This is a genomic window from Sulfitobacter brevis (assembly GCF_900112755.1).
Lineage (GTDB): Bacteria > Pseudomonadota > Alphaproteobacteria > Rhodobacterales > Rhodobacteraceae > Sulfitobacter > Sulfitobacter brevis.
In genome coordinates this window covers 123,565-148,884 of sequence record NZ_FOMW01000009.1, presented here as the reverse complement: position 1 = coordinate 148,884, position 25,320 = coordinate 123,565, and the positions used below count along the sequence as shown (strand labels likewise).

The 25,320-nt window shown below is 58.4% G+C and carries 21 protein-coding genes; 10 read left to right on the top strand and 11 right to left on the bottom strand.

All coding sequences use genetic code 11. The features are described from left to right. Positions 1 to 70: 70 nt before the first annotated feature. From BM174_RS13515 to BM174_RS13475, 9 genes are all read right to left on the bottom strand, one after another. A complete protein-coding gene (locus BM174_RS13515; RefSeq protein WP_093924386.1) occupies positions 71 to 523 on the bottom strand; it encodes a cytochrome c-type biogenesis protein in 453 nt (150 codons plus the stop codon). After that, positions 520 to 2,475: a heme lyase CcmF/NrfE family subunit gene (locus BM174_RS13510; RefSeq protein ID WP_093924385.1), complete on the bottom strand. Its 1,956-nt coding sequence runs from the start codon at positions 2,473 to 2,475 to the stop codon at positions 520 to 522. Before BM174_RS13510 ends, BM174_RS13515 begins: the two co-directional genes overlap by 4 nt. Positions 2,476 to 2,548: 73 nt before the next feature. Then, positions 2,549 to 3,124 carry a holin family protein gene (locus BM174_RS13505; RefSeq protein ID WP_093924384.1) on the bottom strand — a complete coding sequence of 192 codons (576 nt, stop codon included), beginning with the start codon at positions 3,122 to 3,124 and terminating at the stop codon, positions 2,549 to 2,551. Further along, the gene (locus BM174_RS13500) at positions 3,115 to 3,726 is read right to left on the bottom strand and encodes a holin-associated N-acetylmuramidase (protein ID WP_093924383.1); all 612 of its coding nucleotides are present in this window, start codon (positions 3,724 to 3,726) and stop codon (positions 3,115 to 3,117) included. The genes BM174_RS13505 and BM174_RS13500 overlap by 10 nt, the downstream gene beginning before the upstream one ends. 75 nt (positions 3,727 to 3,801) lie before the next feature. Next, positions 3,802 to 4,245: a cytochrome c maturation protein CcmE gene (gene ccmE / locus BM174_RS13495; RefSeq protein ID WP_093924382.1), complete on the bottom strand. Its 444-nt coding sequence runs from the start codon at positions 4,243 to 4,245 to the stop codon at positions 3,802 to 3,804. Positions 4,246 to 4,249: 4 nt separating this feature from the next. After that, positions 4,250 to 5,278: an N-acetyl-gamma-glutamyl-phosphate reductase gene (gene argC, locus BM174_RS13490; RefSeq protein ID WP_093924381.1), complete on the bottom strand. Its 1,029-nt coding sequence runs from the start codon at positions 5,276 to 5,278 to the stop codon at positions 4,250 to 4,252. 46 nt (positions 5,279 to 5,324) lie between these two features. After that, entirely contained in the window at positions 5,325 to 6,134 is an 810-nt protein-coding gene (locus tag BM174_RS13485; RefSeq protein ID WP_093924380.1) for a glutamate racemase, read from the bottom strand. Positions 6,135 to 6,143: 9 nt separating this feature from the next. Beyond that, complete coding sequence (locus BM174_RS13480) at positions 6,144 to 7,031, bottom strand: lysophospholipid acyltransferase family protein (protein ID WP_093924379.1); 888 nt, start codon at positions 7,029 to 7,031, stop codon at positions 6,144 to 6,146. Between the two features lie 95 nt (positions 7,032 to 7,126). Next, positions 7,127 to 10,540, bottom strand: coding sequence for an indolepyruvate ferredoxin oxidoreductase family protein (locus tag BM174_RS13475; protein ID WP_093924378.1), 3,414 nt, complete (start codon positions 10,538 to 10,540; stop codon positions 7,127 to 7,129). 179 nt (positions 10,541 to 10,719) lie between these two features. Between BM174_RS13475 and BM174_RS13470 the strand changes: the two genes are divergently transcribed. Together BM174_RS13470 and purL are read left to right on the top strand one after the other, a co-directional pair. After that, the gene (locus BM174_RS13470) at positions 10,720 to 11,625 is read left to right on the top strand and encodes a LysR family transcriptional regulator (protein ID WP_093924377.1); all 906 of its coding nucleotides are present in this window, start codon (positions 10,720 to 10,722) and stop codon (positions 11,623 to 11,625) included. Between the two features lie 335 nt (positions 11,626 to 11,960). Continuing rightward, on the top strand, positions 11,961 to 14,120 hold the full coding sequence (gene purL / locus BM174_RS13465) for a phosphoribosylformylglycinamidine synthase subunit PurL (protein WP_093924376.1): 2,160 nt from the start codon (positions 11,961 to 11,963) through the stop codon (positions 14,118 to 14,120). Positions 14,121 to 14,176: 56 nt separating this feature from the next. Here purL and BM174_RS13460 read toward each other — a convergent pair whose 3' ends face one another. Together BM174_RS13460 and BM174_RS13455 are read right to left on the bottom strand one after the other, a co-directional pair. Further along, the gene (locus BM174_RS13460; protein ID WP_093924375.1) at positions 14,177 to 15,433 is read right to left on the bottom strand and encodes a vWA domain-containing protein; all 1,257 of its coding nucleotides are present in this window, start codon (positions 15,431 to 15,433) and stop codon (positions 14,177 to 14,179) included. Between the two features lie 60 nt (positions 15,434 to 15,493). Next, positions 15,494 to 16,402 (bottom strand): AAA family ATPase, encoded by a 909-nt coding sequence (locus tag BM174_RS13455; RefSeq protein WP_093924374.1) that lies wholly within the window; start codon positions 16,400 to 16,402, stop codon positions 15,494 to 15,496. 223 nt (positions 16,403 to 16,625) lie between these two features. Between BM174_RS13455 and BM174_RS13450 the strand changes: the two genes are divergently transcribed. The 8 genes from BM174_RS13450 to BM174_RS13415 all read left to right on the top strand — a co-directional run bounded on the left by BM174_RS13450 (position 16,626) and on the right by BM174_RS13415 (position 25,252). Next, the gene (locus BM174_RS13450; RefSeq protein ID WP_093924373.1) at positions 16,626 to 17,645 is read left to right on the top strand and encodes a glycosyltransferase family 2 protein; all 1,020 of its coding nucleotides are present in this window, start codon (positions 16,626 to 16,628) and stop codon (positions 17,643 to 17,645) included. Next, a complete protein-coding gene (locus BM174_RS13445; protein ID WP_093924372.1) occupies positions 17,642 to 18,280 on the top strand; it encodes a sulfotransferase family protein in 639 nt (212 codons plus the stop codon). Before BM174_RS13450 ends, BM174_RS13445 begins: the two co-directional genes overlap by 4 nt. Next, positions 18,281 to 20,638: a glycosyltransferase family 2 protein gene (locus tag BM174_RS13440; protein WP_093924371.1), complete on the top strand. Its 2,358-nt coding sequence runs from the start codon at positions 18,281 to 18,283 to the stop codon at positions 20,636 to 20,638. A 2-nt stretch (positions 20,639 to 20,640) separates the two neighbouring features. Then, positions 20,641 to 21,351, top strand: coding sequence for an FkbM family methyltransferase (locus BM174_RS13435; protein ID WP_245766370.1), 711 nt, complete (start codon positions 20,641 to 20,643; stop codon positions 21,349 to 21,351). Positions 21,352 to 21,355: 4 nt separating this feature from the next. Next, positions 21,356 to 22,405: a glycosyltransferase family 2 protein gene (locus BM174_RS13430; protein ID WP_093924370.1), complete on the top strand. Its 1,050-nt coding sequence runs from the start codon at positions 21,356 to 21,358 to the stop codon at positions 22,403 to 22,405. Positions 22,406 to 22,510: 105 nt separating this feature from the next. Next, on the top strand, positions 22,511 to 23,476 hold the full coding sequence (locus tag BM174_RS13425; protein ID WP_093924369.1) for a phosphoadenosine phosphosulfate reductase: 966 nt from the start codon (positions 22,511 to 22,513) through the stop codon (positions 23,474 to 23,476). Positions 23,477 to 23,508: 32 nt separating this feature from the next. Continuing rightward, on the top strand, positions 23,509 to 24,540 hold the full coding sequence (pyrC, locus tag BM174_RS13420; RefSeq protein WP_093924368.1) for a dihydroorotase: 1,032 nt from the start codon (positions 23,509 to 23,511) through the stop codon (positions 24,538 to 24,540). A gap of 34 nt (positions 24,541 to 24,574) precedes the next feature. Further along, a complete protein-coding gene (locus tag BM174_RS13415; RefSeq protein ID WP_093924367.1) occupies positions 24,575 to 25,252 on the top strand; it encodes an orotate phosphoribosyltransferase in 678 nt (225 codons plus the stop codon). Positions 25,253 to 25,320: the final 68 nt, after the last annotated feature.

Here is a 25,320-nt window from a genome sequence, read left to right as displayed (position 1 = left end):
TACCGGTTAGGCGCACCCTATCAAAGACTTGCCCCGCGACCAGCAGAACCGCACGTCAAACCGTGAGAATTCAGCGGTCGAGAATATCGCGCAGCCGCGCCTCTTCGTCAGCGTTCAGCGGCGCGTCACCCGTAGCAGTGGCCCGTGACCGGCTGCGCAGGTAACCAAAACCAACGCCCCCCGCCAGCAGCAGCATCAAAGGTCCCGCCAGCCACAACAATCGGTTCGCCCCGCGCGTGTCAGGCTTGAGCAGCACATATTCCCCATAGCGGTTCACGATAAAGTCGACCGCTTGCTGATCGCTGTCGCCCGCCACCAAGCGCTCGCGCAGCAGCAGGCGCAGGTCCCGCGCAAGGCTCGCATTGCTTTCGTCGATGCTCTCGTTACGACACACGAGACAACGCAGTCCTTGGCTGATCTCCCGCGCCCGCGCCTCAAGTGCCGGATCGCTGAGTACCTCGTCGGGCTCCACCGCTGCCAAAGGGGAGGCCAAAAGCAGGAGTATAAAGATGAGGCGCTTCATTCGGCAGGCTGCGCAATCGGAGTTTTCCGCGCACCCGCTGCTACACGGAAACGACGGTCGGTCAGGCTCAGAATGCCGCCAAGTGCCATCATCCCGCAGCCGATCCAGATCCAGATTGTCATCGGTTTAATATAGGTTCGCACCGCCCAGCCTCCGCCCAGCTGTTCGTCACCGATCACTACATAGACATCGCGAGCGAAGTTATAGTGGATTGCGGCCTCCGTTGTCGGCATCTGCGCCACCGGATAAATCCGCTTCTCCGGGAACATCTGCGCAATCTTGTCGCCATCTTTGCTCAAAGTGACATCAGCTATCGTAGCAAGGTAGTTCGGGCCGCGGGTTTCTTCGACCCCATTGAGCGTCAGCGTATAGGCACCGACCGTGAAAGGCGCGTCCACCTTCGCCACACGGATATCATCGACCGCCCAAGCTGTTAGTCCCGCGATCCCTGCGATGGTCACGCCCAGCCCAGCGTGCGCCGTCGCTTTACCCCAGTCCGCGCGCGGCAAGCGCCCCAGCCTGCGCCAGTCGCTCCGACTGCGCTGCCAAAGTTCAACGGCCGTACCAGCCACCAGCCAGGCGCCAAGAAACAACCCCATTGGGCCCAGAAGGCTTCGCCCGCTTTGAACGACAAAGGCAAAGCCTGCCAGAGCGATAGCCAGAACAAACACATACCGCAGCGGACGCAATGCCCGCATAAATCCCGCCCGCTTCCATGGCATCACACTGCCGATCGGCATGACCAGCCCCAGCGCGACCATAAAGGGCGTGAACGCCGCGTTGAAGAATGGCGGGCCAACGCTCAACTTCCGGTCAAAGAACATCTCAGCGACCAGCGGCCACATTGTTCCGACGAAAACCACAAAGCACGCAACCGCCAACAACAGGTTATTCACCACCAAGGCCGACTCGCGGCTGACCAGCCCAAAGACACCGCGCGCCTCCATTACACCGGCACGCAGCGCAAACAACAACAGCGCGCCCCCCATGAACACCGCCATGATCGCTAGAATGAAAACTCCGCGTTCGGGATCGGTGGCGAAGGCATGCACGCTGGTCAAAAGCCCAGAGCGTACAATAAAGGTTCCGATCAGCGAGAAACCGAATGCGAGGATTGCCAACAGGATTGTCCAGCTCTTCAGGCTCTCACGTTTTTCCACGACAATCGCGGAATGCAGAAGCGCGGTGGCCAGAAGCCATGGCATAAAGCTCGCGTTTTCAACCGGATCCCAGAACCAGAAGCCGCCCCAGCCAAGCTCGTAATAGGCCCACCATGATCCCAGCGCGATCCCGATGGTCAAAAACACCCAGGCGGCCAAAGTCCACGGCCGCACCCAGCGGCCCCAAGCGGCATCCACGCGGCCTTCGATCAGCGCGGCAACAGCAAAACTGAACGACATGCTCAGGCCCACATAGCCGAGGTACAGAAACGGTGGATGAAACGCGAGACCGGGATCTTGCAACAGCGGGTTGAGATCCTGCCCGTCAAAGGGCGGTGTCGCAAGACGCAGAAACGGGTTTGACGTCAGCAAAATGAATGCCAGAAACGCTACTGCAATCGCGGCCTGAACCGAAAGCACCCGCGCCCGCAGCGAGGGCGGAAGGTTGCCGCCAAACAGCGCCACCATTGCACCAAACAGCGACACAATCAGCACCCAAAGCAGCATGGAGCCTTCATGATTGCCCCATGTGCCGCTGATTTTATAAAGCATCGGCTTGGCCGAGTGGCTGTTTTCAACGACCAGTCGCAGCGAGAAATCGGAATTGATAAAGGCCCACATCAGCGCACCAAACGACAGCGCAATCAGCGCACATTGCGCCGCCGCGGCCGGTTCGGCCATGGCCATCCATCCAGGCAGCCGCCTGTGTGCCCCGATCATCGGAATGATCATCTGAAGTACTGCGACGCCAAAGGCGAGGATCAGCGCGAAATGTCCGAGTTCTGTAATCATGCAATCGTTATAGGGGGCCAAAGCCCCCTACGCCATGATAGTTTATCACTTAGCCGTGGATGAATTGACGCAGTCAGGCCGCCGCACGTTTCCATGCTTCCAGCGCCGGATTATCATCGGGTTGCACCGCCGAAACAGACAGACGCGCATCCTCGCCAGTGTCCGCTATCATCACTGCGTCTGCCCGCAATTCGCGGATTTGTGCGATGTTATCCAAAACCTGCGGAACGTGCACCATTGTGCCAACAATTTCACGCTGGAACTGCTGCGCTTTGACCTGATGGCGCGCGCCGAAATAAAACGAAACGATCACACCGAGCAACCACCACAGGGGTTCTGGCACCAAGGCAATCCCCTGCATCCGCTCAGAGAACCACAAGGGGTTTACCATCGCCGAGACGAACAGCCCCAAGGTTCCAAGCGCCAACATCGGGCGCGGAAGCCGGTTGATCGCATCCATGAAGCGGTCAAACCATCCCATACGCAAAACTGCAAATTCTTGCCCGTATTGCGCCATCGCTTGCCCTTGCAACTGCGCGCCCCGCGCGGCACCCGCCTCGGCGTTTTCACGGAAGACTTCCACAGTTTCACGCACCACGTTGCTGCCACCACCGAATACAAACCCGAAAAGTTTTTCAATCACCCCCATGCTGCCACCCGCTGCTGAAAGGCGGCTTTGCTCATGTGGTACTGCGCTGCAATGAATTCCTCGGCCCGCAAAATCCAGCCGCCCTTCCCGCCTGCCCGCGTTCGTGCATATTTGCGACTGGCGGGCCGGCGATCAGCAAGGCGGAAGTAATAATTGCGCCGCGCGATCCCATAGGCATTCACAAAATGATCAGGCGCCGTGGCCATCGCGCTCCTCACAGCGCCAAGACTTTGGGGACCAAGGGCGCCATCGACAGCGACAGGCCGGCCCATATCGCACAGCAACTGCTGCAAGATTTTAACCGCGTTGCTGCCGGCATTGACGTACATATCAAACACCGTTGCCTGCAAAAGCGCAGGCAGTTCGGCAATCAGCGGACCCTCAAAATAGTGGCGGATGAAAATCTCGGTCGCCTGCGCTTGGGTCAGTGCACGCACATCTGCCACGCCGATTTCGCCATCTCCGGTCAGGTCCAGCCCCAGCCTGCGCAAAGTATGGATCGTTACGCCGTGTTTTGTTGCGCCTCCCGGATCATCGGGATCATTCACAAAACCACCTTCACGCGCCACGATCTCCGCAGCAATTTTTCGCACCGTCGTCATATCCAGCCCCTTGCTATTGCGTCCAGCAAATTTGGGCAGAAATTAGTTAATAAGGCGAAAGACGAGCGTACGGTCTCAGCTTTCAGGCTCTTTATAAACGCCTTGCTCTTTCAGCGCATCCACGACCTCTTTGGGCATGTAATTCTCATCATGTTTCGCAAGAATTTCAGAGGCTTCAAAGACGCCATTCACGTAGCGTCCGGTGCCAACCATGCCCTGATTCTCCTCGAAAAGATCAGGCAATACGCCGGTAAATACGACAGGAACGGTCGCGCCACCATCGGTCACGCTAAAACGGATTATCTCGCCCTCGCCGCGCTTCAGGCTGCCTTCTTCGACCAATCCGCCAATGCGAAACACCTCAGTTGGTTGCGGAGGTTCAGCCATGACCTGCGAAGGCGCGCGGAAGTAGTTGATCCCGTCACGCAGTGCATATCCGATTAGAGCCGTTGATAGGACCAAGGCCACAATCGCAACCGAGACCAACTGGATACGACGTTGTTTTTTAAGGCTTTTCATTGGCTCACGGGAACAGCGGGACAGCCATCAGGCCGTCGGTTTCATCAAGACCCAACATTAGGTTGGCGTTCTGCAACGCTTGCCCGCTGGAGCCCTTCGTCAGATTGTCCAAGGCGGCGATAACAATGGCACGGCCTTCAATCCGGTCTGCGACCACACCGATATGGCAGAAATTGGATCCCCGGATATGCCGCGTGCTCGGTGCTTCGCCTTGCGGCAACACAACGATGAAAGGCTCGCTTTCATAGGCATTTTTCAAAGTTTCGTGAATGACTTGCGCGTCACCCTTAACGTAGATTGTCGCGAGAATACCGCGGTTTGCCGGAACCAGATGCGGCGTGAACTGCACCTTGACCGGACGTCCCGCAATGGCCGAAAACTCTTGATCAAACTCGCCTAAGTGGCGATGCGTTCCGCCAATTGAATAGGCGTGATATCCTTCGGACAATTCGGCATGCAGTAGGTTTTCCTTCAACGACCGCCCCGCACCCGACACGGCGCACTTCAAATCCATGATGATCTCATCCAGATCGATCACGCCCTTTTCAATCAGCGGACGCAGTGCAAACTGTCCCGTCGCGGCATTACAGCCAGTTCCCGCCACCAGCCGTGCCTTGGCAATCTCCTCACGGTAGAACTCGGTCAGCCCGTAGACCGCCTCCTCCTGTTGCTCCAGTGCAGCGTGTTTGTTGCCATACCACTTCGCATATTCTTCAGGGTCGCGCAGACGGAAATCGGCGGAAAGGTCCACAATCTTGAGCGCTTTCGGCAGCTTGGCGATCACCTCTTGCGAGGTCTTATGTGGCAACGCGCAAAAACACAGGTCAATATCGGCAAAATCGATATCCTCGATCAGCACAAGATCAGGCAAGTCGAGATGGCGCAGATGCGGAAACACATCTGCCAACCGCTGCCCGGCTTTCGAATTCGCGCCGAGCGCTTTGATTTGCATCGAAGAATGTCCGGCGATGAGCCGGATCAGCTCCGCCCCAGTATAGCCGGATGCACCGAGGATGGCGATATTATGGGTCATGTCTGGTTCCCGTAGGTAGAGTATCAGTGTGCTGTCAAAACAGCGATCAAGCGGCCGTAAAGGTGATCGGTCGTCGCAAAAACTGCGTTGCGCGGGTGCTGACCCGTGCGGGGTCGCCTGTAGTCAAAAACGCCGCCGCTCCCGTGCCCATCATCCCTGGATGTCGCTCAAGATAATCAGCCAAGGCGTCTGCAACAAGCGTGGCTTGTGAAAACACCTTCACGTCCGCCCCCAAAGCTTCCTGAAAAGTATCCTGCATCAGCGGATAATGGGTACAACCCAGAACCGCCGCATGGGGTTCCGGCATTTTACGCTTCAGGGCATCGACGTGGCTGCGCACCAATGCCTCGGCCAAAATGAAATCACCGTCTTCGATGGCATCGACGACACCACCGCAAGCCTGCGCCTCGACGTCCACGCCGATTGCGCGGAACGCGAGTTCCCGCTGAAACGCACGGGTGGCGACAGTCGCCGGAGTAGCAAAGAGCGCGACATGTTTCAGCGCCACTTCGCGCGGCGGAGAATTATCCCCCCACTGCCGTTCGGTCATCGCCTCGATCAGCGGCACAAACACGCCCAGCACACGCTTGTCACGCGGCACCCAGCCCTCCTGCATGCGCCGCAGCGCCGCAGCAGAGGCGGTGTTGCACGCCAGAACTACCAGATCACAGCCCGCATCAAAGAGCCGCTGAGTGGCAGCACAGGTCAGATCGTAAATATCATCCGAGGTCCGCACCCCGTACGGCGCATGGGCGCTATCGGCCAGATAAGCAAATTCCACCTCTGGCAGACGCGCCTGCACCGCGTCGAGCACTGTCAGGCCGCCGAGGCCTGAGTCAAAAATTCCAACTGCCATATTACCCTGTCACCGTTCGGCGCGATGCCGTTGCTCAAACTCAAACCCCAGATCGAAACATCGGTCCGGGTCCGGAGACAACTCATAAGTGGCTTTGCGCAGGAAATCCATCATCTGTTTACCGTCGCACGCCAGCGGCGCCAGCACATCGCGGCCAATCGGCGCACCGATTGCTACGCGCACCGGCGTGTCCACCCGCTTGCGAAACTCCTTGATCAACAGGCCCAGTCGCAGGGTAGAATGCAAATGGCTGGCGATCTGGAATATCCGGCTGGTGTGGCCATCAAAGAAGATCGGCACAACGGTCGCCTCGGATTTCGCAATCATCCGCGCGGTAAAACTGCGCCAGCCCGGATCCATCGGGCGCGAAAACGGCTTGGCGCCGGTGCTGACAGTCCCGCCGGGAAAGATCCCGATGCACCCACCCTGCCCCAGATAATCGAGCGCAGACTTGCGGGTCGCAATATTGAGCGCCAGCGCGTCTTTGCTGGTGCCGAAATCTATGGGCAGTAAATGCTGGTGCAAATCCGGTGCCCGGCTGAAAACCGCATTTGCCATGATTTTGAAATCTCCCCGCGCGACCGACAAGATTTGGCCTAACATCAACCCATCGAGAATGCCGTAAGGATGGTTCGCGATCACGATGAGCGGACCCGTACGGGGGATATTGGCGAGACTTCCGCCCACGACCTCAAGGCTTAGCCCATAGCGCGTCGCCATCACGTCGAAAAACGTCCGTCCTACACTGACTTCGCTCTCATAGCCCTGCGCCCGCTTTATCAATTTCAAACGACCGGTGGAGTTCTCCATCAACCGGATCAGAGCCCGCCCGCCCTTGGTCGCGGCGGACCCTGCATAGCTGATATCGCGGGCAGTCGCGGGAGAGGTGTGATCCATCCAAAGCTCCGAAAAGGAATGATCAGGCGCAGGTATTACGCTGCGCCCGATATAGAACCGTTCCGTGTCTGTTGCATGACAAAGTTGACGGGGCGTTACTCTGCGGCCTTCGCCGTGGCATTTCCGCCCGCTTTGATCACGCTCAACAGTTCTTCGCGGCGTTTTGCAGCCTTCAGCTCATTGGCCTGCTTGACCGGCCCGAACCCACGGATTTGCAAAGGCAGCTCCGCCAGTGCGACAATCGCCTCACGGGTCTGGTCGGTCAGCTTGGGCAATACATCCCTCATATCCGCCTCATATTGCGCAATCAGCGCACGTTCCATGCGGCGTTCCTCGGTTTTGCCAAAGGGATCAAAAGCGGTGCCACGCAGGAATTTGAACTTCGACATCATCTTGAGCGGGCCGAGCAGCCATTCGCCAAACTCACGCTTGAGCGGACGCCCGTCTGGCCCCTCTTTGGAAATGATCGGCGGGGCCATGTGGAAAGTCATCTTGAAGTCGCCATCAAAGCCCGCGCGGGCCTTGTCACCACTGCGCAACAGCAGCCGGGCAACTTCATATTCGTCCTTATAGCTCAGCAGCTTATGATAGCCCATTGCCACCGCAGTCTTCACCGCGGGATCACCGATGCCCTCAACCATCCTGAGATAGCGGTTAGCGAGCTTCTTGCTCTGATAGCCTGTTAGATGGTCGACGCGATAGGCGATCTTGTCGTCCAATGTCTTTGGCAGAGCGATCACCTTGGGCTGGTGCACCTGTGCGGCGTCTTCAGGGTATAGTGCAGCCCAACGCCCGATCTCGAAGGCGCGCAGGTTGCGATCAATCGCCGCCCCGTTCATCCGGATCGCCTCCTGCAAGCTCTCAAGGCTCAGTGGCAGCAGGCCCTTTTGCCACGCAGCGCCAAGGATCATCATGTTGGAGAAGATCGAGTCGCCCAAGGCGGCCTTTGCCAACTCGGACGCATCAATCATCGACACGCGATCCTGCAAACGCGCTTCCAGCGCCAGCGACAGGCGGTCATAGGGCAGCTGGAATTCGGTGTCGCGGGTGAAATCGCCGGTGATGATCTGGTGCGAGTTCACCACGGCACCGGTACGGCCCTGACGGGTCAGCCCCAGCGTTTTGTGCCCGGCAGAGACCACGAGATCGCCCCCGATCAACGCATCCGCCTCACCGGTTGCCACACGAATGGCGCTAATATCTTCGGGACGCTCGGCGATGCGGCAATGGATATGCACCGCGCCACCTTTTTGAGCCAGTCCGGCCATCTCCATCATGCCCGCACCTTTGCCATCCAGCTGTGCTGCCTGTGCCATCAGCGCACCAATGGTCACCACGCCGGTGCCACCGACGCCGGTGATGACCACATTGTGGGTGCCGTTGATGACGGGCAACTGCGGGTCGGGCAATGCGGGAATCGTGATCTCGGTCGTCGGATCCTTGCGGACTTTCGCGCCTTCAAGCGTTACGAAAGACGGGCAGAAACCCTTGAGACAGGAGAAATCCTTGTTACAGGACGACTGATCAATCGCACGTTTGCGGCCCAGCTCGGTCTCGTTCGGCACGATCGACACGCAGTTGGATTGCACTCCGCAATCGCCGCAGCCTTCGCAGACCTCTTCGTTGATAAAGACCCGCTTGTCAGGGTCCGGGAACAATCCGCGCTTGCGACGCCGCCGCTTCTCCGCCGCGCAGGTCTGGATATAGACGATTGCACTCACACCCTCATGGCCGCGGAAGGCTTTCTGTACGTTATCCATCTCGGCGCGCTCGTGCACCTCGACACCTTTGAACTGTGCCAGATCAACGTCTTCTTTCTCGTCATAGACCACGGCCACGTTCTTCACGCCCATCGCCTTGAGTTCCTTGACGATGCGGTAGGCATCAAGGTCGCCCTCGTTGTGCTGGCCGCCCGTCATCGCAACCGCATCATTGTAGAGGATTTTGTAGGTAATATTGGTCCCCGCCGCCAAGGCCGCGCGGATCGCTTGCACGCCGGAGTGGTTATAGGTGCCATCGCCGAGGTTTTGGAACACGTGCTTGGTATTGGAGAACGGCGCCTCGCCGATCCAGTTCGCGCCCTCGCCGCCCATATGGGTAAAGCCGGTGGTTTCGCGGTCCATCCACTGCACCATGTAGTGACAGCCGATCCCTGCATAGGCGCGCGATCCCTCGGGCACCTTAGTGGAGGTGTTATGCGGGCAACCCGAGCAGTAATAGGGCAGCCGTGCCGCGATATCTTCGGCGTTGTCCGACCGCCGTGCCTCGTCGAGCTTTTCGAGCCCTGCGCGGATACCGTCAGTTTCGCGGCCCTCCTCCAGCAGAATACCGCCAAGCTTTTCGGCAATCCAGATCGGGTCCAATGCGCCACGTGTCGGGAACAACTCTTCGCCGTGCTCCATGCCAGCGCCACCTTTGTGCCAGCCATAGACGCGGCGATGGGTGTCGGAGAACAGCGCTTCCTTGATCTGGATCTCGATCAGCTTGCGCTTTTCTTCAACCACAACGATCAAGTCCAGACCGTCGGCCCATTCATGGAAGCCCTGCATGTCGAGCGGGAAGGTTTGCCCGATCTTATAAAGCGTCAGCCCAAGCCGTTCGGCCTCGTTCTCATCAATATTCAGCAGGTTCATCGCATGAACCAGATCGAGCCAGTTCTTGCCCGCCGCCGCGAAGCCAATCTTGGCACCGCGTTTGCCCCACATGCGCTTGTCCATTTTGTTGGCATGGCTGAAGGCTTCGGCAGCAAAGCGTTTATAGTCGATCATCCGCGTTTCTTGCAGGTGTGGTGTGTCTTGCAGGCGGATGTTCAGCCCGCCTTGCGGCATAACAAATTCTGGCGTCACCAGATTCATCCGGTGCGGATTGCCATCCACCACGGATGTCGCCTCCACCGTGTCCTTCATCGTCTTGAGACCGACCCACAGGCCAGAAAACCGCGACAGCGCCCAGCCATAAATGCCGTAGTCCAGAATTTCTTGTACGCCAGCCGGGCTGACGACCGGCATATAGGCATCCACCATTGCCCATTCAGACTGGTGCAACACAGTTGAGGATTCACCGGTGTGATCATCGCCCATCGCCATAAGCACGCCACCCTGCGCGCTGGTGCCTGCCATATTGGCGTGCCGCATCACATCGCCTGACCGGTCCACCCCAGGCCCTTTGCCGTACCACAGCCCGAAAACGCCATCATATTTGCCCTCGCCGCGCAGCTCTGCCTGCTGGCTGCCCCAAAGGGCCGTTGCTGCGAGGTCTTCGTTCAGGCCGGGTTGGAACTTGACGTTATAGCCAGCCAGTAACTTTTCAGCTTTGGCCATCTGCAAGTCGACTGCACCGAGCGGGCTACCGCGATACCCGGTCACATAGCCTGCGGTATTCAGCCCCGCCGCCTTGTCGCGCGCGCCTTGCATCATCATCATCCGCACAAGCGCCTGCGTGCCATTCAACAGCACTGGCGACTTCTCCAGATCAAACCGGTCATTAAGTGAAATTTTCTGGACTGACATGGTGGAACCTCCCTGAACCCGCAATTTGCATTGCGCCATTTCCCTTCTATATAGGTCACAATTGCTGACCTGTATAGGTAGTTTTTTCCTTGCCTGCGTCAGTTCGCGCAGATCAGGGCCTGTCATTTTCCTGCAATTAAGTTAGGACATAGGTCACCTTTAGAAAGTAGTGTCATCCGATGGATTGGGATAAGCTGAGAATATTCCACGCAGTAGCAGACGCGGGGTCCCTGACCCACGCGGGCGACAAGCTTAACCTGTCGCAATCTGCCGTCTCGCGACAGATCAGGGGGCTTGAGGAACAGCTTAATACAAATCTGTTCCACCGCCATGCCCGTGGGCTGATCCTCACCGAACAAGGTGAGCTACTGTTCGACGCGACCTCCGCGATGAGCCGACGGCTTGAAACAGCCGCTGCCCGTATCCGCGACAGCGAAGAAGAAGTCTTTGGCGAGTTGCGCGTGACCACGACCACCGGCTTTGGCACGCTTTGGCTGGCGCCGCGCCTGCCCAAACTCTACGAGAAATACCCCGACCTCAAAGTCGATCTGATGCTCGAGGAGCGTGTTCTCGACCTGCCGATGCGCGAGGCCGACGTCGCGATCCGCATGAAAGAACCCAGCCAGGCCGATCTGATTCGCAAAAAGCTGATGATGATCAAGATGTGCATGTATGCCTCTCCGGCCTATCTGGCCGAGAACGGTACCCCACAACGGCTGGAGGATATGGCGTCACACCGTTTGATCTGTCAGAACACTGACAGCGATCAAGTCGGTGCCGGCCTGCAACTCGTGCAGCAGCTGATGATGCACGACGTGCGCTCGCTTTTGACGGTAAACAACTACTTCGGCGTACTACAGGGTGTGTTGCACAATCTCGGGATCGGCGTGCTGCCCGATTACTTGATTCAGGATTTCCCTGATCTGGTTCAGGTTCTGCCCGATACGGAATCAGCCGATGTACCGGTTTTCCTCGCCTATCCGGAAGAGTTGCGCCAATCCAAGCGCGTCGCAGCCTTCAAGGATTTCGTTCAGGATGAGATCATAACCTACCGCAAGCTGCTGCGGGAAAAGGCAAATGGTTAAGATATGCATAAATTGCATATCTGGCATGCCTTCGCACATGCAGAATTTGCCTTGATCGACGCCGATACGCTGCCTATTTGGGCAGTATGAAGATTGAGGCGCCCGAGGGTGCCATGCTTCATACCTCCCTGTTGGACTTGGCCGAGCTTTTACAGCTCGGCCTTTTTTTCGCCGCTTTTCCGGGGCGTCCTAAGACATAGGCGAAAGCGACTTATGCCGGTTCGCTGACATACCGCAGTGCCGCGCATTCCCCGATATACACGATTCTTTTGCCTTTTCCCCGTGCCCCCCTTGTTCTAAGAGATGCGAAATCGCCACCGTCGGGGGACCAGACCATGCAAGAACCAGCTATCACCCAAGATCTGATCGAAGCACATGGCTTTACCTCCGAGGAATACGCCGAGGTGCAAAGCATTCTGGGCCGCGAACCGAACTATACCGAACTGGGTATCTTCTCGGCGATGTGGAACGAGCATTGCTCTTACAAGTCCTCCAAGAAGTGGCTGCGCACCCTGCCCACCGAAGGTCCACAAGTGATCTGCGGTCCCGGTGAAAACGCGGGCGTCGTCGATATCGGCGACGGTCAGGCGCTGGTCTTCAAAATGGAAAGTCACAACCACCCTTCCTACATCGAACCCTATCAGGGCGCGGCGACGGGTGTGGGGGGCATTCTGCGCGATGTCTTCACGATGGGCGCACGCCCGATCGCGGCAATGAACGCGCTGAGCTTTGGCCGTCCCGACCACCCCAAAACGCGGCAGCTGGTGCACGGCGTTGTGGCGGGCGTTGGCGGCTATGGCAACTGTTTTGGTGTGCCCACAGTGGGCGGCGAGGTCCGCTTTGATACGGCCTATGATGGCAACTGTCTGGTCAATGCCTTCGCGGCCGGCCTCGCGGACGCCGACAAGATCTTCTACTCTGCGGCATCCGGTGTTGGCATGCCCGTTGTCTATCTGGGCGCGAAAACCGGCCGTGACGGGGTTGGCGGGGCTACCATGGCCAGCGCCGAATTCGATGACACCATCGAAGAAAAGCGCCCGACCGTTCAGGTTGGCGACCCTTTCACCGAAAAGCGCCTGATGGAAGCGACGCTTGAGCTGATGGCAACCGGTGCGGTGATCTCGATCCAGGATATGGGCGCTGCGGGCCTGACCTGCTCTGCCGTAGAGATGGGCGACAAAGGCCGTCTCGGCGTCCGGCTCGACCTTGAAAAGGTGCCGGTGCGCGAAGAAAACATGACCGCCTATGAAATGATGCTGTCAGAGTCGCAAGAACGTATGCTGATGGTCCTGCGCCCCGAGCTTGAGGCAGAAGCCAAGGCCGTGTTCGATAAATGGGACCTCGATTTCGCCATTGTCGGCGAAACCATCGCCGAGGACCGCTTCCTGATCTTGCTGAACGGCGAAATGAAGGCTGACCTGCCGCTGTCCAAACTGGCCAGCACAGCGCCTGAATATGACCGCCCTTGGGTCGAAACCCCACCCGCAGCACCTTTGGGCGAAGTTGGCGAAGTCGATCCCATCGAAGGCCTGCGCGCCTTATTGAGCGATCCGAACTACGCCTCCAAAGCTTGGGTTTACGAGCAATACGATACGATGGTGATGGGCGATACTGCACGTATTCCCGGCTGGGGCGCGGGCATTGTGCGGGTGCATGGCACTAACAAGGCATTGGCCTTCACCTCCGACGTGACCCCGCGCTATGTCAAAGCAAACCCGTTCGAGGGCGGCAAGCAGGCCGTAGCCGAAGCCTATCGCAACCTCTGTGCTGTCGGTGCGCGGCCTTTGGCAACGACAGACAACCTGAACTTCGGCAACCCGCAAAAGCCTGAGATTATGGGCCAGCTTGTTGGCGCGATCAAAGGCATCGGTGCGGCCGTGGCGGCGCTGGATATGCCAATCGTATCGGGCAACGTGTCGCTTTATAACGAGACTGACGGCACTGGCATCCTGCCAACTCCGACCATCGGCGCCGTGGGCCTGATCGACCATGTCGACCAGATCATCGGCAATGTGGTGCGGGACGGTGATGTGGCTTTGGTGTTGGGCGTGAGCCATGGACACCTGGGGCAATCGGCTTTGTTGTCCTGCATGTTGAATCGCAGGGACGGCGACGCCCCGCACGTCGATCTGGCGGCGGAAAAAGCCCATGGCGAATTTATCCGCGCCAATGCCAGACAGATCGGTGCCTGCACCGACCTGAGCGATGGCGGCCTCGCCCTTGCGGCCTTTGAAATGGCTGAAAAATCGGGTCTTGGGGTCGCATTGGAGATGGCCGACACTGGTACACTTTTTGGCGAGGATCAGGCACGGTATCTGATCGCTTGTTCCGCAGATCAAGCGGAAGTGCTGGGCGAAGCGGCCAAAGCTGCTGGCGTGCCTGTGCAAAAAGTAGGCCAGTTTGGCGGCACCGATGTGCGCTTTGGCTCTCACAACGCATCGCTTGCCACGCTGCAAGCAACCTACCGCGATACCTTTGCCGCTTTGTTCGCGTAAACCTGCCAAGGTCGATGATTGAGAATTTGAGGCCGCGCTCGCAATCGGGTGCGGCCTCAGTCGTTGAACATCCGCATAAGCCGGGCTTTCTCACCGCTGTCATCGGGGCTGGAAATCGCCTCGGCCAGCGCTTCGAGCGAGGCAATGGAATGACCGGCGCGAAAGCTGTCCACATGGGGCAGCATCGCCCTGATACCCGCCGCCTTGGGTGCAAACCCGTCCCATCGCAGTAATGGATTAAGCCAGATCAGCCGCCGCGCGGTAAGTTGCAGACGCTGCATTTGACGGGCGAGGTCTTCGGGCGCGTCGCGGTCCAACCCGTCGGTGATCAGCAGCACCACCGCGCCTTGCCCCATGACCCGCCGCGACCAGTCGCGGTTGAAGGCTTCCAGACAGGCACCGATCCGCGTCCCACCTTCCCAATCCTGCGCCTGCGCCCCTGCGGCGGCCAAGGCTGCGTCCACGTCTCGGGTGGCGAGGTGACGGGTGATATTGGTCAGCCGTGTGCCAAAGGTGAAGGCATGCACCTTGGCCCAGCCCGCACCATTGGTATTGGATACAGCATGTAAAAAATGCAGGATGACGCGGGAATAGTGGCTCATGGAGCCGGAAATATCGCAAAGAACCACGAGGTTGGGATAGCGCGGGCGCGGCTTTTTAAACACCAGCCGCTCCATCTCTCCACCACGGCGCAGGGCCGCGCGCAGGCTGCGTGCCGCGTCGATCCGGCCTTGAGGCGCCACCATGGCACGGCGGGACGGCATCGGCTTTACCGGCAGGCTCAACCGCGCCAACATGCGTTTCGCTTCGGCCATTTCGGCAAGGCTCATCAGTTCGAAGTCAAGGCTGCGCAGACGCTCGGCGCTGGACATGGTCAGGCTGGCGTCAACCTCGATCAAGGTATCCTCGTCCGAGCTATCCGGCCCCTCCTGATCAGGCGCCTGCGCGCCATCAAGCAAAGCCTCGGCGGCGCGTTTTTCGGCAGGTTTTGCGGGCCGGTCCTCTTGAACGCCGCGAATTGCAGGCAGCAGTGCGGCCATCATATGCTCAAGGTACCGCGGATCGCGCCAATACAGCCGAAACAATTGCGCAAAGATAACCCGATGTTCGGGCCGGTTGACGAAGCAGGCGTGTAGCGTCCAGTAAAAGTCGCGTTTTTCGCTGAAGCCCGCAGCCTCGACCGCGCGGATTGCATCGATGACCCTACCCGGGCCAATCGGCAGGCCAGCGCGGCGCAAAGCACGCGCAAAATGGGTGATGTTACCGACCAGTTTCGGATCGTCGGGGAGGTTGAGCGGAAGGTGTTCAGCCATGGGTGGTAGTGCGGGAGCGCTGCCCCCGGACCCCTGGCATATTCCCCGTCAATACGATGTTCATGCGGGTTCGAGCGAGGCTTTGGCCTGATCCAGAATGCGTTTGGCCTCAGAACCGTGTAGCTTCGCAATGTCGTCTTGGTACTTCAGCACTGCCCCGAGGGTATCGGCGATGACTTCTGGGCTGAGGGTGAGCACATCAAGCGCCAGCAGGCATTTTGCCCAATCGATGGTTTCGGCAACGCCGGGTTTTTTAAACAGGTCTTCAGTGCGCAATTGTTGGACAAAAGCGACCACCTGACGGCTGAGCGCAGCAGAGGCTTCGGGGGCCTGAGCGGTGAGAATTTCCATCTCGCGGTCGAAATTAGGGTACTCGACCCAGTGGTAGAGGCAGCGGCGTTTGAGCGCGTCGTGGACCTCGCGCGTTCGGTTCGATGTAAGGATCACGATGGGCGGCTCAGGAGCGACGATGGTGCCCAGTTCAGGGATGGTAACCTGAAAGTCCGAGAGTGCCTCCAGCAGAAACGCTTCAAACGGGGCATCTGTCCGGTCAAGTTCGTCGATAAGCAGGATCGGGGCGCCATTCGCATCGGGGCGCATAGCCTGCAGCAAGGGACGCTCGATCAGGAATTCATCGCTGAACAGATGGGTATTGAGCTTGGCCGCATCGGCGCTTCCAGCAGCCTCGGCGGCACGGATGGCGACCATCTGGGCGGGGAAATTCCACTCATAGACCGCCGAGGAGGCATCAAGCCCTTCATAGCACTGCAGACGGATCAGGCGACGGCCCAGCCCCTTGGCGAGCGCCTTGGCGATTTCGGTTTTACCGACCCCGGCCTCGCCTTCAAGAAACAACGGACGGCCTAATTTGAGGCTGAGAAATACCACTGTTCCAAGGGCGCGGTCACTGACATAGCCTTGCTGGCTTAACATGGTCTGCACGGCATCGATGCTGGAGATATCGGTCATGGAGGCTCCCTTTGATCGTAAAGGTGCATGTGATGTGCGAATGGTCAAGGGCGCGCGGGTGCCGATTTGTCACGCAGCAGACCGGCAGACCTGTAAATATTGACGCGATTCCGTCGCCCTGCCATAGTCTGCCTGAATTAACAGAGGTATCGGGGCATGTTTCCCGACCCAGAGGCAGACATGAAACAGACCCCATCCACCACCAATCCGGCGGGAAACTGACATGCGGATCACTGCCGTCACCTGCGTCAAGAACGAGGGTCCCTTCTTGCTGGAATGGATCGCCTTTCATCGGGTGATCGGGGTGACGGATTTTCTGTTTTATCACAACGATTGCAGCGACCGCACGGTCGAGTTGCTGGAAGCGTTGCAGCAGCAGGGGGTGGTCGCGCATCTGCCCAACCCCGCCACCACACGTAACTATCAGATGCAGGCCCTCAAGCAAGCGAAGGACCATCCCCTGATCTGTGAGGCTGATTGGGTGTGGGTCGCTGATGTAGACGAGTTTTTGAACATCCATGTCGGCGACCATTCGATTCCGGCGCTGATCAAAGCCTGTGGCAACCCGCAGGCAATCTCAGTGACATTTCAATTCATGGCGAATGGAGGGATCGATGCATTCGAAGATGTTCCTGTAATTAGCCAATTCACCAAAACCCACAACCCGGATATCTGGTGTGGCGAGGCCGCTATCGAAGTTAAGTCACTCGTCCGTAAAGATTTTCCTCTGGGCTATTTCGGCGCGCATCGGCCCTTTCATAACGACAAAAAGGCCCAGCCAAGTTGGACCGATGGGGCGGGTCGTCGGGTCCCTCCTCCGTTCCGGCGTTTGGCCAATAAACGCCGTGTTCGCGCATTTCCAGCCAAGGGCGCCCGCAAATTTGCAACGCTGAACCACTATGCCTTGCGGTCGCTCGACAGCTATCTGGTGAAGAACGACCGCGGTGATGTGAACCGCGAGAACCGCGCTTTTGATGACACCTATTGGCGCGAGCGCAACGATGCGGCTTTTGTCGACGACAGTATTCTGCGCTACGCTGCACCGCTACGCGCCGAGATGGCTCGGCTGATGGCGTTGCCGGGCGTTGGTCCGCTGCACCAGGAGGCTGTGGCGTTGCACCGCGCCAAGCGGGACGCGCTCCTGGCTCAAGAAAGCTACCGCGAGATGCAGGCGAAACTTCGTATTTCTTCGCCCTACTCTGCCGCCGAAGCCGCACTCCGTGCCGAACTGGGGCTGACATGAGCCGCACCCATATAGTCAATCTGGGGCTGCCCAAGACAGGCACAACCACCCTGACGGATGCACTGCGGCTCGCGGGCCTGACGGTTGCAGATTGGAAAATCCGCGACGGACAAAGTGCAAACCCCGAGATCAAGGGCATGCATGTCGGCAAGATTATCTATGCCGATTACTTCGTGAGTGGTGATCCTTTAGCGCGGTTGGATGAATTCGACGTGATCAACGAGATGTCGGCGGTGCGCCATGATCGCAGCCTCTGGCCACAGACCGATTGGGGCCTGCTTTCGGCGATTATCGAGCACCATCCGGGCGTGAAGTTTGTGATGACATGGCGCGATCCGGCCAAAACTGCCAATTCGATGATGCGCTGGAATAACCTGGGTAAACGCCGCCTGCCGCAAGCTGATATTCCCGGCCTGCCGCGGGGATTTGGCAGCACAGAGGCCGAGCTGGCCCGATGGCTAGAGGGGCACTACCGGTTCTGCCGACAGGTCTTTAAGGGTGCCGACAACTTTCTGGAATACGATATCGAAGCGCCAGATGCGCAGGCGCGGGTTGCCGGGTATCTCGGGCTTGATTTGCCGTGGTGGGGTCAAAGCAATGTCGGAAAGCCGGAACATCCGGATGAGGTTGTCTAAATGCGTCTGACCCTTTTGATCGGCCCAACCGAAGCGACCGCTGCGCGCTTTCGTGACATATTCAGCGAGAAGGCCGCGACCCTGCTCGAGCAAGGCGTTTTTGCACCCGATTGGAACATTGTCCGGCTATACGCGGCATGTGCCGATCCGGAGGAGATCGGAGTTTTGCGCTTCAAACGCGGGCTCGATAACCCGCTGGTGCAGCGCACGCTCACGTCAGATTTCAGCAGTTTGATCCCTTTTGATCTGAAAGCTGTTGCAGCTCGCCATGTGGTGGTGAGCGCTGCACAGCTTGGCAGCTTGCTGCATACGCCCGCAGAGCTGAAGCGCCTGCATGATCTGTTGTCCCCACATTTCGATGATATACGAGTTGTGGCGCATGTTGATGAGCAAGCCAGACTGCTGGCCGCGCACTATGATTACGCAGTCGGCGAAGGGCGCCGGCACGGGCTGGACCAAGAAATCACCCTCGCGGCACGGGCAGATTGGTGGCAAGGCGCACTGGCGCTGCGCGGGCAGAACGAACCCTATTTCGGCTTGTTTAATGATGTGCAATGCCCTCCCCAATGGCTTGATTACACCGCGCTTCTCTCGCTTTGGGAGGATGTTTTCGGCGCAGGAAATGTCAGCTTACTGCCGCTAAACACAGCCAGATTGTCCTCTGAGGATGGCGCTGTGGTCGTCGAAGAACTTTTGGAGCTCAACCGGTCTTTAGGAAAAGTTAAGTCGAACGGCTTATCCATCGTGCGCTCGGCGGCGACACTGGCGCGAATGCGTGCGTTTAATGATCTGTTGATCCGTTTGTGCCAGATACGCGATGTCGCCTGCCCGCGTGAACTCTGGGCCCAGATGTTAGGCAGCCTGAGTATTTCGGGAAAAACCATTCAACCGGGGAGCCTCCACGCGGTATCGGAGCACTTTCGCACCGAGAACGCGGCGTTGATTGCGCGGTTCCCCGATCTGGAAGCGGCGCTCACACCGGATGCGCCGCTGGCTCCCTACCAAGAGGCCGATACCGAATTTGGTTTCCGCGCGACGCAGTATCTCGCCGCCTACGACTTTCATCTGCGCAATCAATCTCCCTCGCTGGAGAAAAAGCGGGCCGAAGTGCGCGAGGCCGAAAGGGCAGCGGCCAAATTCGAAACTCTACTCGACGTGCAGGCCGGTACGCCTGCGCAAGTGAAAGAAACCGCCTGCTTGCTGGACCGCATCAAGGTGAACCACCAGATGGTGATTTCCGGCCAGTTTCGCCCGCACAATGATCTCGGTGCGGTCGACGACGAGGTTATTTCCCCGGCCTACGCCCCCGCCGCGCCCCGCAAACTGCCGCAAGGCAGCAGCGGTAATGTCATCGTTGGCTGCATGAAAAACGAGGCACCCTATATCCTCGAATGGATCGCCTATCACCGCGCCATCGGCGTCGATAACTTCCTGATTTACACCAATGATAGCACTGATGGCACCGATGAGATTTTGGGCCGTCTGATGGAGATGGGCGTTGTCGAACATCGAAATAACGACAACTGGAGAGGCAACTCACCCCAGCAGCATGCGCTGAACCAAGCGCTGAAAGAACCGGTGATCCAGCATGCCGATTGGATCATCCACATTGACGTGGACGAGTTCATGAACATCCGCACCGGCAATGGCACGCTTGAAGACCTCTTTGCGGCCGTTCCCGAAGCCACCAATTTCGCGATGACATGGCGGCTGTTTGGCCATAATGGCGTGACCGAGTTGAACGACCGTTTTGTAATTGAGCAATTCGATACATGTGCGCCAAAGTACTGCCCAAAACCACATACTGTTTGGGGCTTCAAGACGATGTTCCGCAACCTCGGAGCCTATGCTAAAATCTCGTGCCATCGCCCCAATAAACTCTCGGAGGAGTTTGAAGACAAAGTAAAATGGGTCAACGGTTCAGGGCAGGACATGACCCGGGACGCTGCACATAACGGCTGGCGCTCCTCGAAATCCAATATCGGCTATGATCTGCTGCAGCTCAACCATTATGCCCTGCGTTCAGCTGAGTCCTTTCTGATCAAACGCCAGCGAGGCCGCGCCTTGCATGTCGACCGCTCGATCGGAATTAACTACTGGATCCGCATGGATTGGGGCGATTTCCGCGACATTACCATCCAACGCAACCTGCCCCGCTTGCAGGCAGAGTACGATGGCCTGATGGTTGATGACATCCTGCAACATCTCCACCGCAACGGGCTTGCATGGCATCGGGCCCAAGCTGACGCCTTACACAAACTACCCGAATTCGGTGATCTCTACCGTCAGGCGTTGCGCATTAAACTCAATGAAACCGAGCGGGTCGCCTTTGCGCTCTCGCTGGATACGGAGAGCTGACCATGACCGCTGAACCCCAATCAGACGCGACCGCCGTTTCTGTCAAGCTAAACTACGCCACGCGCGGGATGAAATTTCCCAATGATCCTGAAATTATTCGGGGCCGGGTTCGCAAACTGTTGCGCAATAACCAATATGAACTTAAGGAAACCGACGCCGTCCTGCGCATCGTGAAAGAGGGCGATGTGGTGATGGAGCTGGGTGCGGGCATCGGATATATGTCAACGCTGGTCGCAACAAAGCGGGCGATAAAGTCGGTCCATTCCTTCGAGGCAAATCCAAATCTCATTCCCTACATTCAATCAGTTCACGCCGCGAACGGCGTCACCAACGCAACAGTTACAAATGCAGTTCTCGGCAAGCGCAAAGGCAAGGTCGACTTTTACGTGCGCGATGATCTGCTCGGCTCATCCATGACTGTGCTGGAGGGCGAGATCGACCCGCCAGGTATCAAAGTTGATGTGTTGAACACGCGGCAGGTCATGAAGGACATCGCCCCCAATGTGCTAATTTGTGACATCGAAGGGGCCGAGGTTGACCTGATCCCGGAAATGGATCTGACGGGCCTGCGCGCCGCTGTTATCGAGTTGCACCCCCAGTGGATCGGGCCTGAGGGCGTCAACAAAGTGTTCCGCGCCTTTATGGAAGCAGGGCTCGCCTATTATCATCGCGGATCACAGGGCAAGGTCGTTTGCTTTCGCAGCGAATGGTAATGATTTGACCCATCTGGCCCTGCTCTGTGTGCGCAACGAAGGTGCGTTCTTACTAGAATGGCTGGCGCATCACCGCGCTGTTGGCTTTAATAATTTTGTCGTTTTTTCGAATGATTGCGACGATGGCACTGATGAAATTCTTGATCGGCTGGCGGCAATGGGCTGGCTGACCCATGTGCGCAACGACGGCCCCTACGATAAAGGCGGCATCCAGTTTACCGCGCTCAAAGCGGCAGCCAAACTCCCCGATCTGCAACAAGCCGAGTGGATCTTGCCGCTCGATGTTGATGAATTTGTCAATATCCATACGGGTAATCACACCCTGCCCGCCCTGCATGCAGCCCTGCCCGACGCGACAGCGATCACCCTGACATGGCGGCTGTTCGGCAATGCCGGACAGGTGCGCTTTGCCGATGCCCCCGTCACTGAAACCTTTTCCCGCTGTGCGCCTACGCGGATGTTCTGGCCGTGGCGTGCGGCGATGTTCAAAACGCTATACCGCAACGATGGCACCTACCGGAAACCCGGCGTGCATCGGCCCCGCGATCCCGACAAGGCGAAGCTCGACGCTGCACGCTGGTTTGACGGGGCTGGCCGGCCGCTAACCGAGATGTTCAAAACGCGGCGGATTTTCTCCGATTACGGGCAGGACAACTACGCACTGGTGCAGCTCAATCATTATCCGCTGGGTGCGATGGAAAGCTATGTGCTCAAGGCGGACCGTGGTCGCGCCGTGCACTCTGACGACCTGCTCGGCCTCGATTATTGGGTCGAGCGGAATTTTAACACGGACATTGATGATACCGTCAATACGCTCGCACCCGTGCGTGACGCCCATTTGGCCGAGCTGAAATCCGATCTCGAATTGGGACGCCTACACGACGCAGCGGTTGCATGGCGACGACAGCGTTTCGATGCACTGATGCTGCAAGAACCGTTCCGGGCCTTGATGGGGCGCTTGATGATGACAGCGCCGAGCCAACCACTCCCCCTGAAAGCCGCACAATTTCTGGTGCGTCACGCGACGCTTGCGCGCGACCAATCTGAAAACTAGCATCAACTTCGCAAAATTTTTCCGCATTTTCGCCGCATTGCCTTGGTATCCCATCGGCAACCCGCGCCCGAAAATCGCGCAGGACAATGGATTGAGGATGCGGTCATGACGGATAAATCGCCCACGCTCGCCACGTCGTTGGTGGATTTGCCAAAGCGCGAATGGCTTTCAACGCTCGCGGTTATTGCCGAAGAAGACGGGTATTTTCAAAAGCTTGGCAAGCGGCACTTTGCTGCATTTGTCGAAGAAGGCACCTCGCTGCTGGTCACCTTCGAGACCATTCAGGGCATGCATGCCCTCTCTGAGCGCGCCCAGCCTTTCGGGTGGGAAATGGTGCAGGCACATGGCTGGTCACATTTATGCCTCGCCAGCGATGGCGACACGTGGTTTCGCGATGATGCGGTGATCGGCTATTTTGACCGGCTGATCGACGACGGTTTCTTTGATGAATTCGACAACGTCTTGTTTTACGGCGCAGGCCCTTGCGGCTATGCTGCCGCGGCCTTTTCGGTCGTGGCCCCGGGGGCGCGGGTCATCGCGATCCAGCCCCAAGCCACCCTTGCCCCCCGCATGACCGAATGGGACGACCGCTTTACCGATATGCGCAGCCTCGATTTCACCTCACGCTACGGCTATGCCCCCGATATGCTGGAGGCCGCAGACCGTGCCTTCGTGCTTTATGATCCGCGCGAAAAGCTGGACGCGATGCACGCCGCGCTATTCACCCGTACCAATGTCACCAAGCTGCGCATGCCCTTTATGGGGGCCGCGTTGCAAACAGACTTGATGGAGATGGAGCAGATCTCCCCGCTTCTTAACGCCGCTATGGAGGGCACGCTGACTGAGGCCGTTTTTGCCCGCCTGTACCGTGCTCGGCGCGATCATCGAACCTATCTGCGCAATCTACTGGAGGCAATGGAGGCCGGAGATCGGATCAAATATGCAATTGCTCTGTGCCGCAATGTCAGCTCGCGGATGGATGCACGCCACTTTGCAAGCCGCCTTTCTGCCCTGCAAGGTCATGCGAAAGGTACCCAAGTGCCGGCGCGAATGTCCGCAGAAGAAGACTAGAAGCAGACGCGCGGCTATGCTAGCCCGCGCATATGACACAAACACTGACAATCCGCCGCCCCGACGATTGGCATCTTCACCTGCGTGACGGCGACATGCTGCGCAGCGTGCTCCCCCATACCGCCACTCATTTCGCCCGTGCGATCATCATGCCCAATCTGGTGCCGCCTGTCGTGACAGGCGCGCAGGCCGCCGCCTACCGCGACCGGATCCTTGCCGCTCTGCCGGAAGGCGCGGATTTCACCCCGCTGATGACCCTCTATCTGACCGAGGACACCGATCCCGCAGATGTCGCCGCCGCTCATGCAAGCGGGCTGATCCACGCGGTCAAACTCTATCCTGCCGGTGCCACCACCAACTCCGCCAGCGGCGTCGCCGATTTCGCACGTGTCGCCCCTGTGCTGGATAAAATGGCCGAGATAGGTCTGCCGCTTTGCACCCACGGAGAAGTCACCGACGCCACTGTCGATATCTTCGACCGTGAGGCCGTATTCATCGACCGTGTGCTCGACCCGATCCGCAAGGCCCATCCAGCGCTACGGGTGATCATGGAGCATATCACCACCGCCGAGGCCGCTGCCTATGTGCAAAGCGCCCCCGAAGGGCTGGCCGCGACCATCACAACCCATCATCTGGTGATCAACCGCAATCACATCCTCGCGGGGGGCATCAAGCCGCATTACTACTGCCTGCCCGTGGCCAAGCGCGAAACCCACCGTCTGGCGCTGCGGGCTGCGGCGACATCAGGCGATGCGCGGTTCTTTCTGGGCACCGACAGCGCCCCGCATACGGATGCCAACAAACTGCTGCCCTGCGGCTGTGCAGGCTGTTTCACCGCGCCGAACACCATGTCGATCCTGGCCGAAGTCTTTGAACAAGATGGCGCGCTCGACAAGCTTGAGGGCTTTACCTCACTGAACGGTCCCGCCTTCTACGGCTTGCCCGCGAACGAGGGCACCCTGACACTGGTGCGTGAAACGCCGGAATTCCCGACCCATATCGACACGCCCGACGGGCCTGTCACTGTTTTTGATCCGGCCATGCCGTTGCACTGGACCGCCTGAACCGCTCTACTCTCTCATCCTGAAGGACACGCCGATGATTCCCACCAGCTTCCCCCCCGCCGAGGAAATGTCCCGTTTGACTGCGCGGATGTTGCTGGAAATCGGCGCTGTACATTTCAACGCTGAAACGCCGTTCACCCTTGCTTCCGGCCTGCCGAGCCCGACCTATATCGATTGCCGCAAGCTGATCTCCTATCCGCGCATCCGCGCTACCCTGATGGACTTTCTAACCGTCACCGTCATGCGCAACGCCGGATTTGAGGCGTTCGACAATATCGCGGGCGGTGAAACGGCAGGCATCCCCTTTGCCGCTATGGTCGCCGAACGTATGGCACTGCCAATGACCTATGTGCGCAAGAAGCCCAAAGGCTATGGCCGCAATGCCCGCATTGAGGGTGTGATGACCGAAGGCCAGCGGGTTTTGCTGGTTGAAGACCTCACCACCGATGGCGGTTCCAAGCTCAGCTTTGTTGACGCGATCCGCGAGACCGGTGCGACCTGTGGCCATACGGCGGTGATCTTTTACTACGGCATTTTCCCGCAGACCGAAAAGACTTTGGGCGATCATGGTGTTGCCCTGCATGCGCTGTGTACATGGTGGGACGTATTGGCCGAGGCCAAGGCGCAAGGCAGCTTTGACGAAGCGACACTTGCGGAAGTCGAGGCATTCTTGAATGCCCCTAAAGACTGGCAAGAATCCCGCAAAGGTTAACGCTAAACGCCCAGCATATTGACGCGAGGTGTCCCCTTGGGGCAATATGTAGTGGCGCAAGGGCTGTT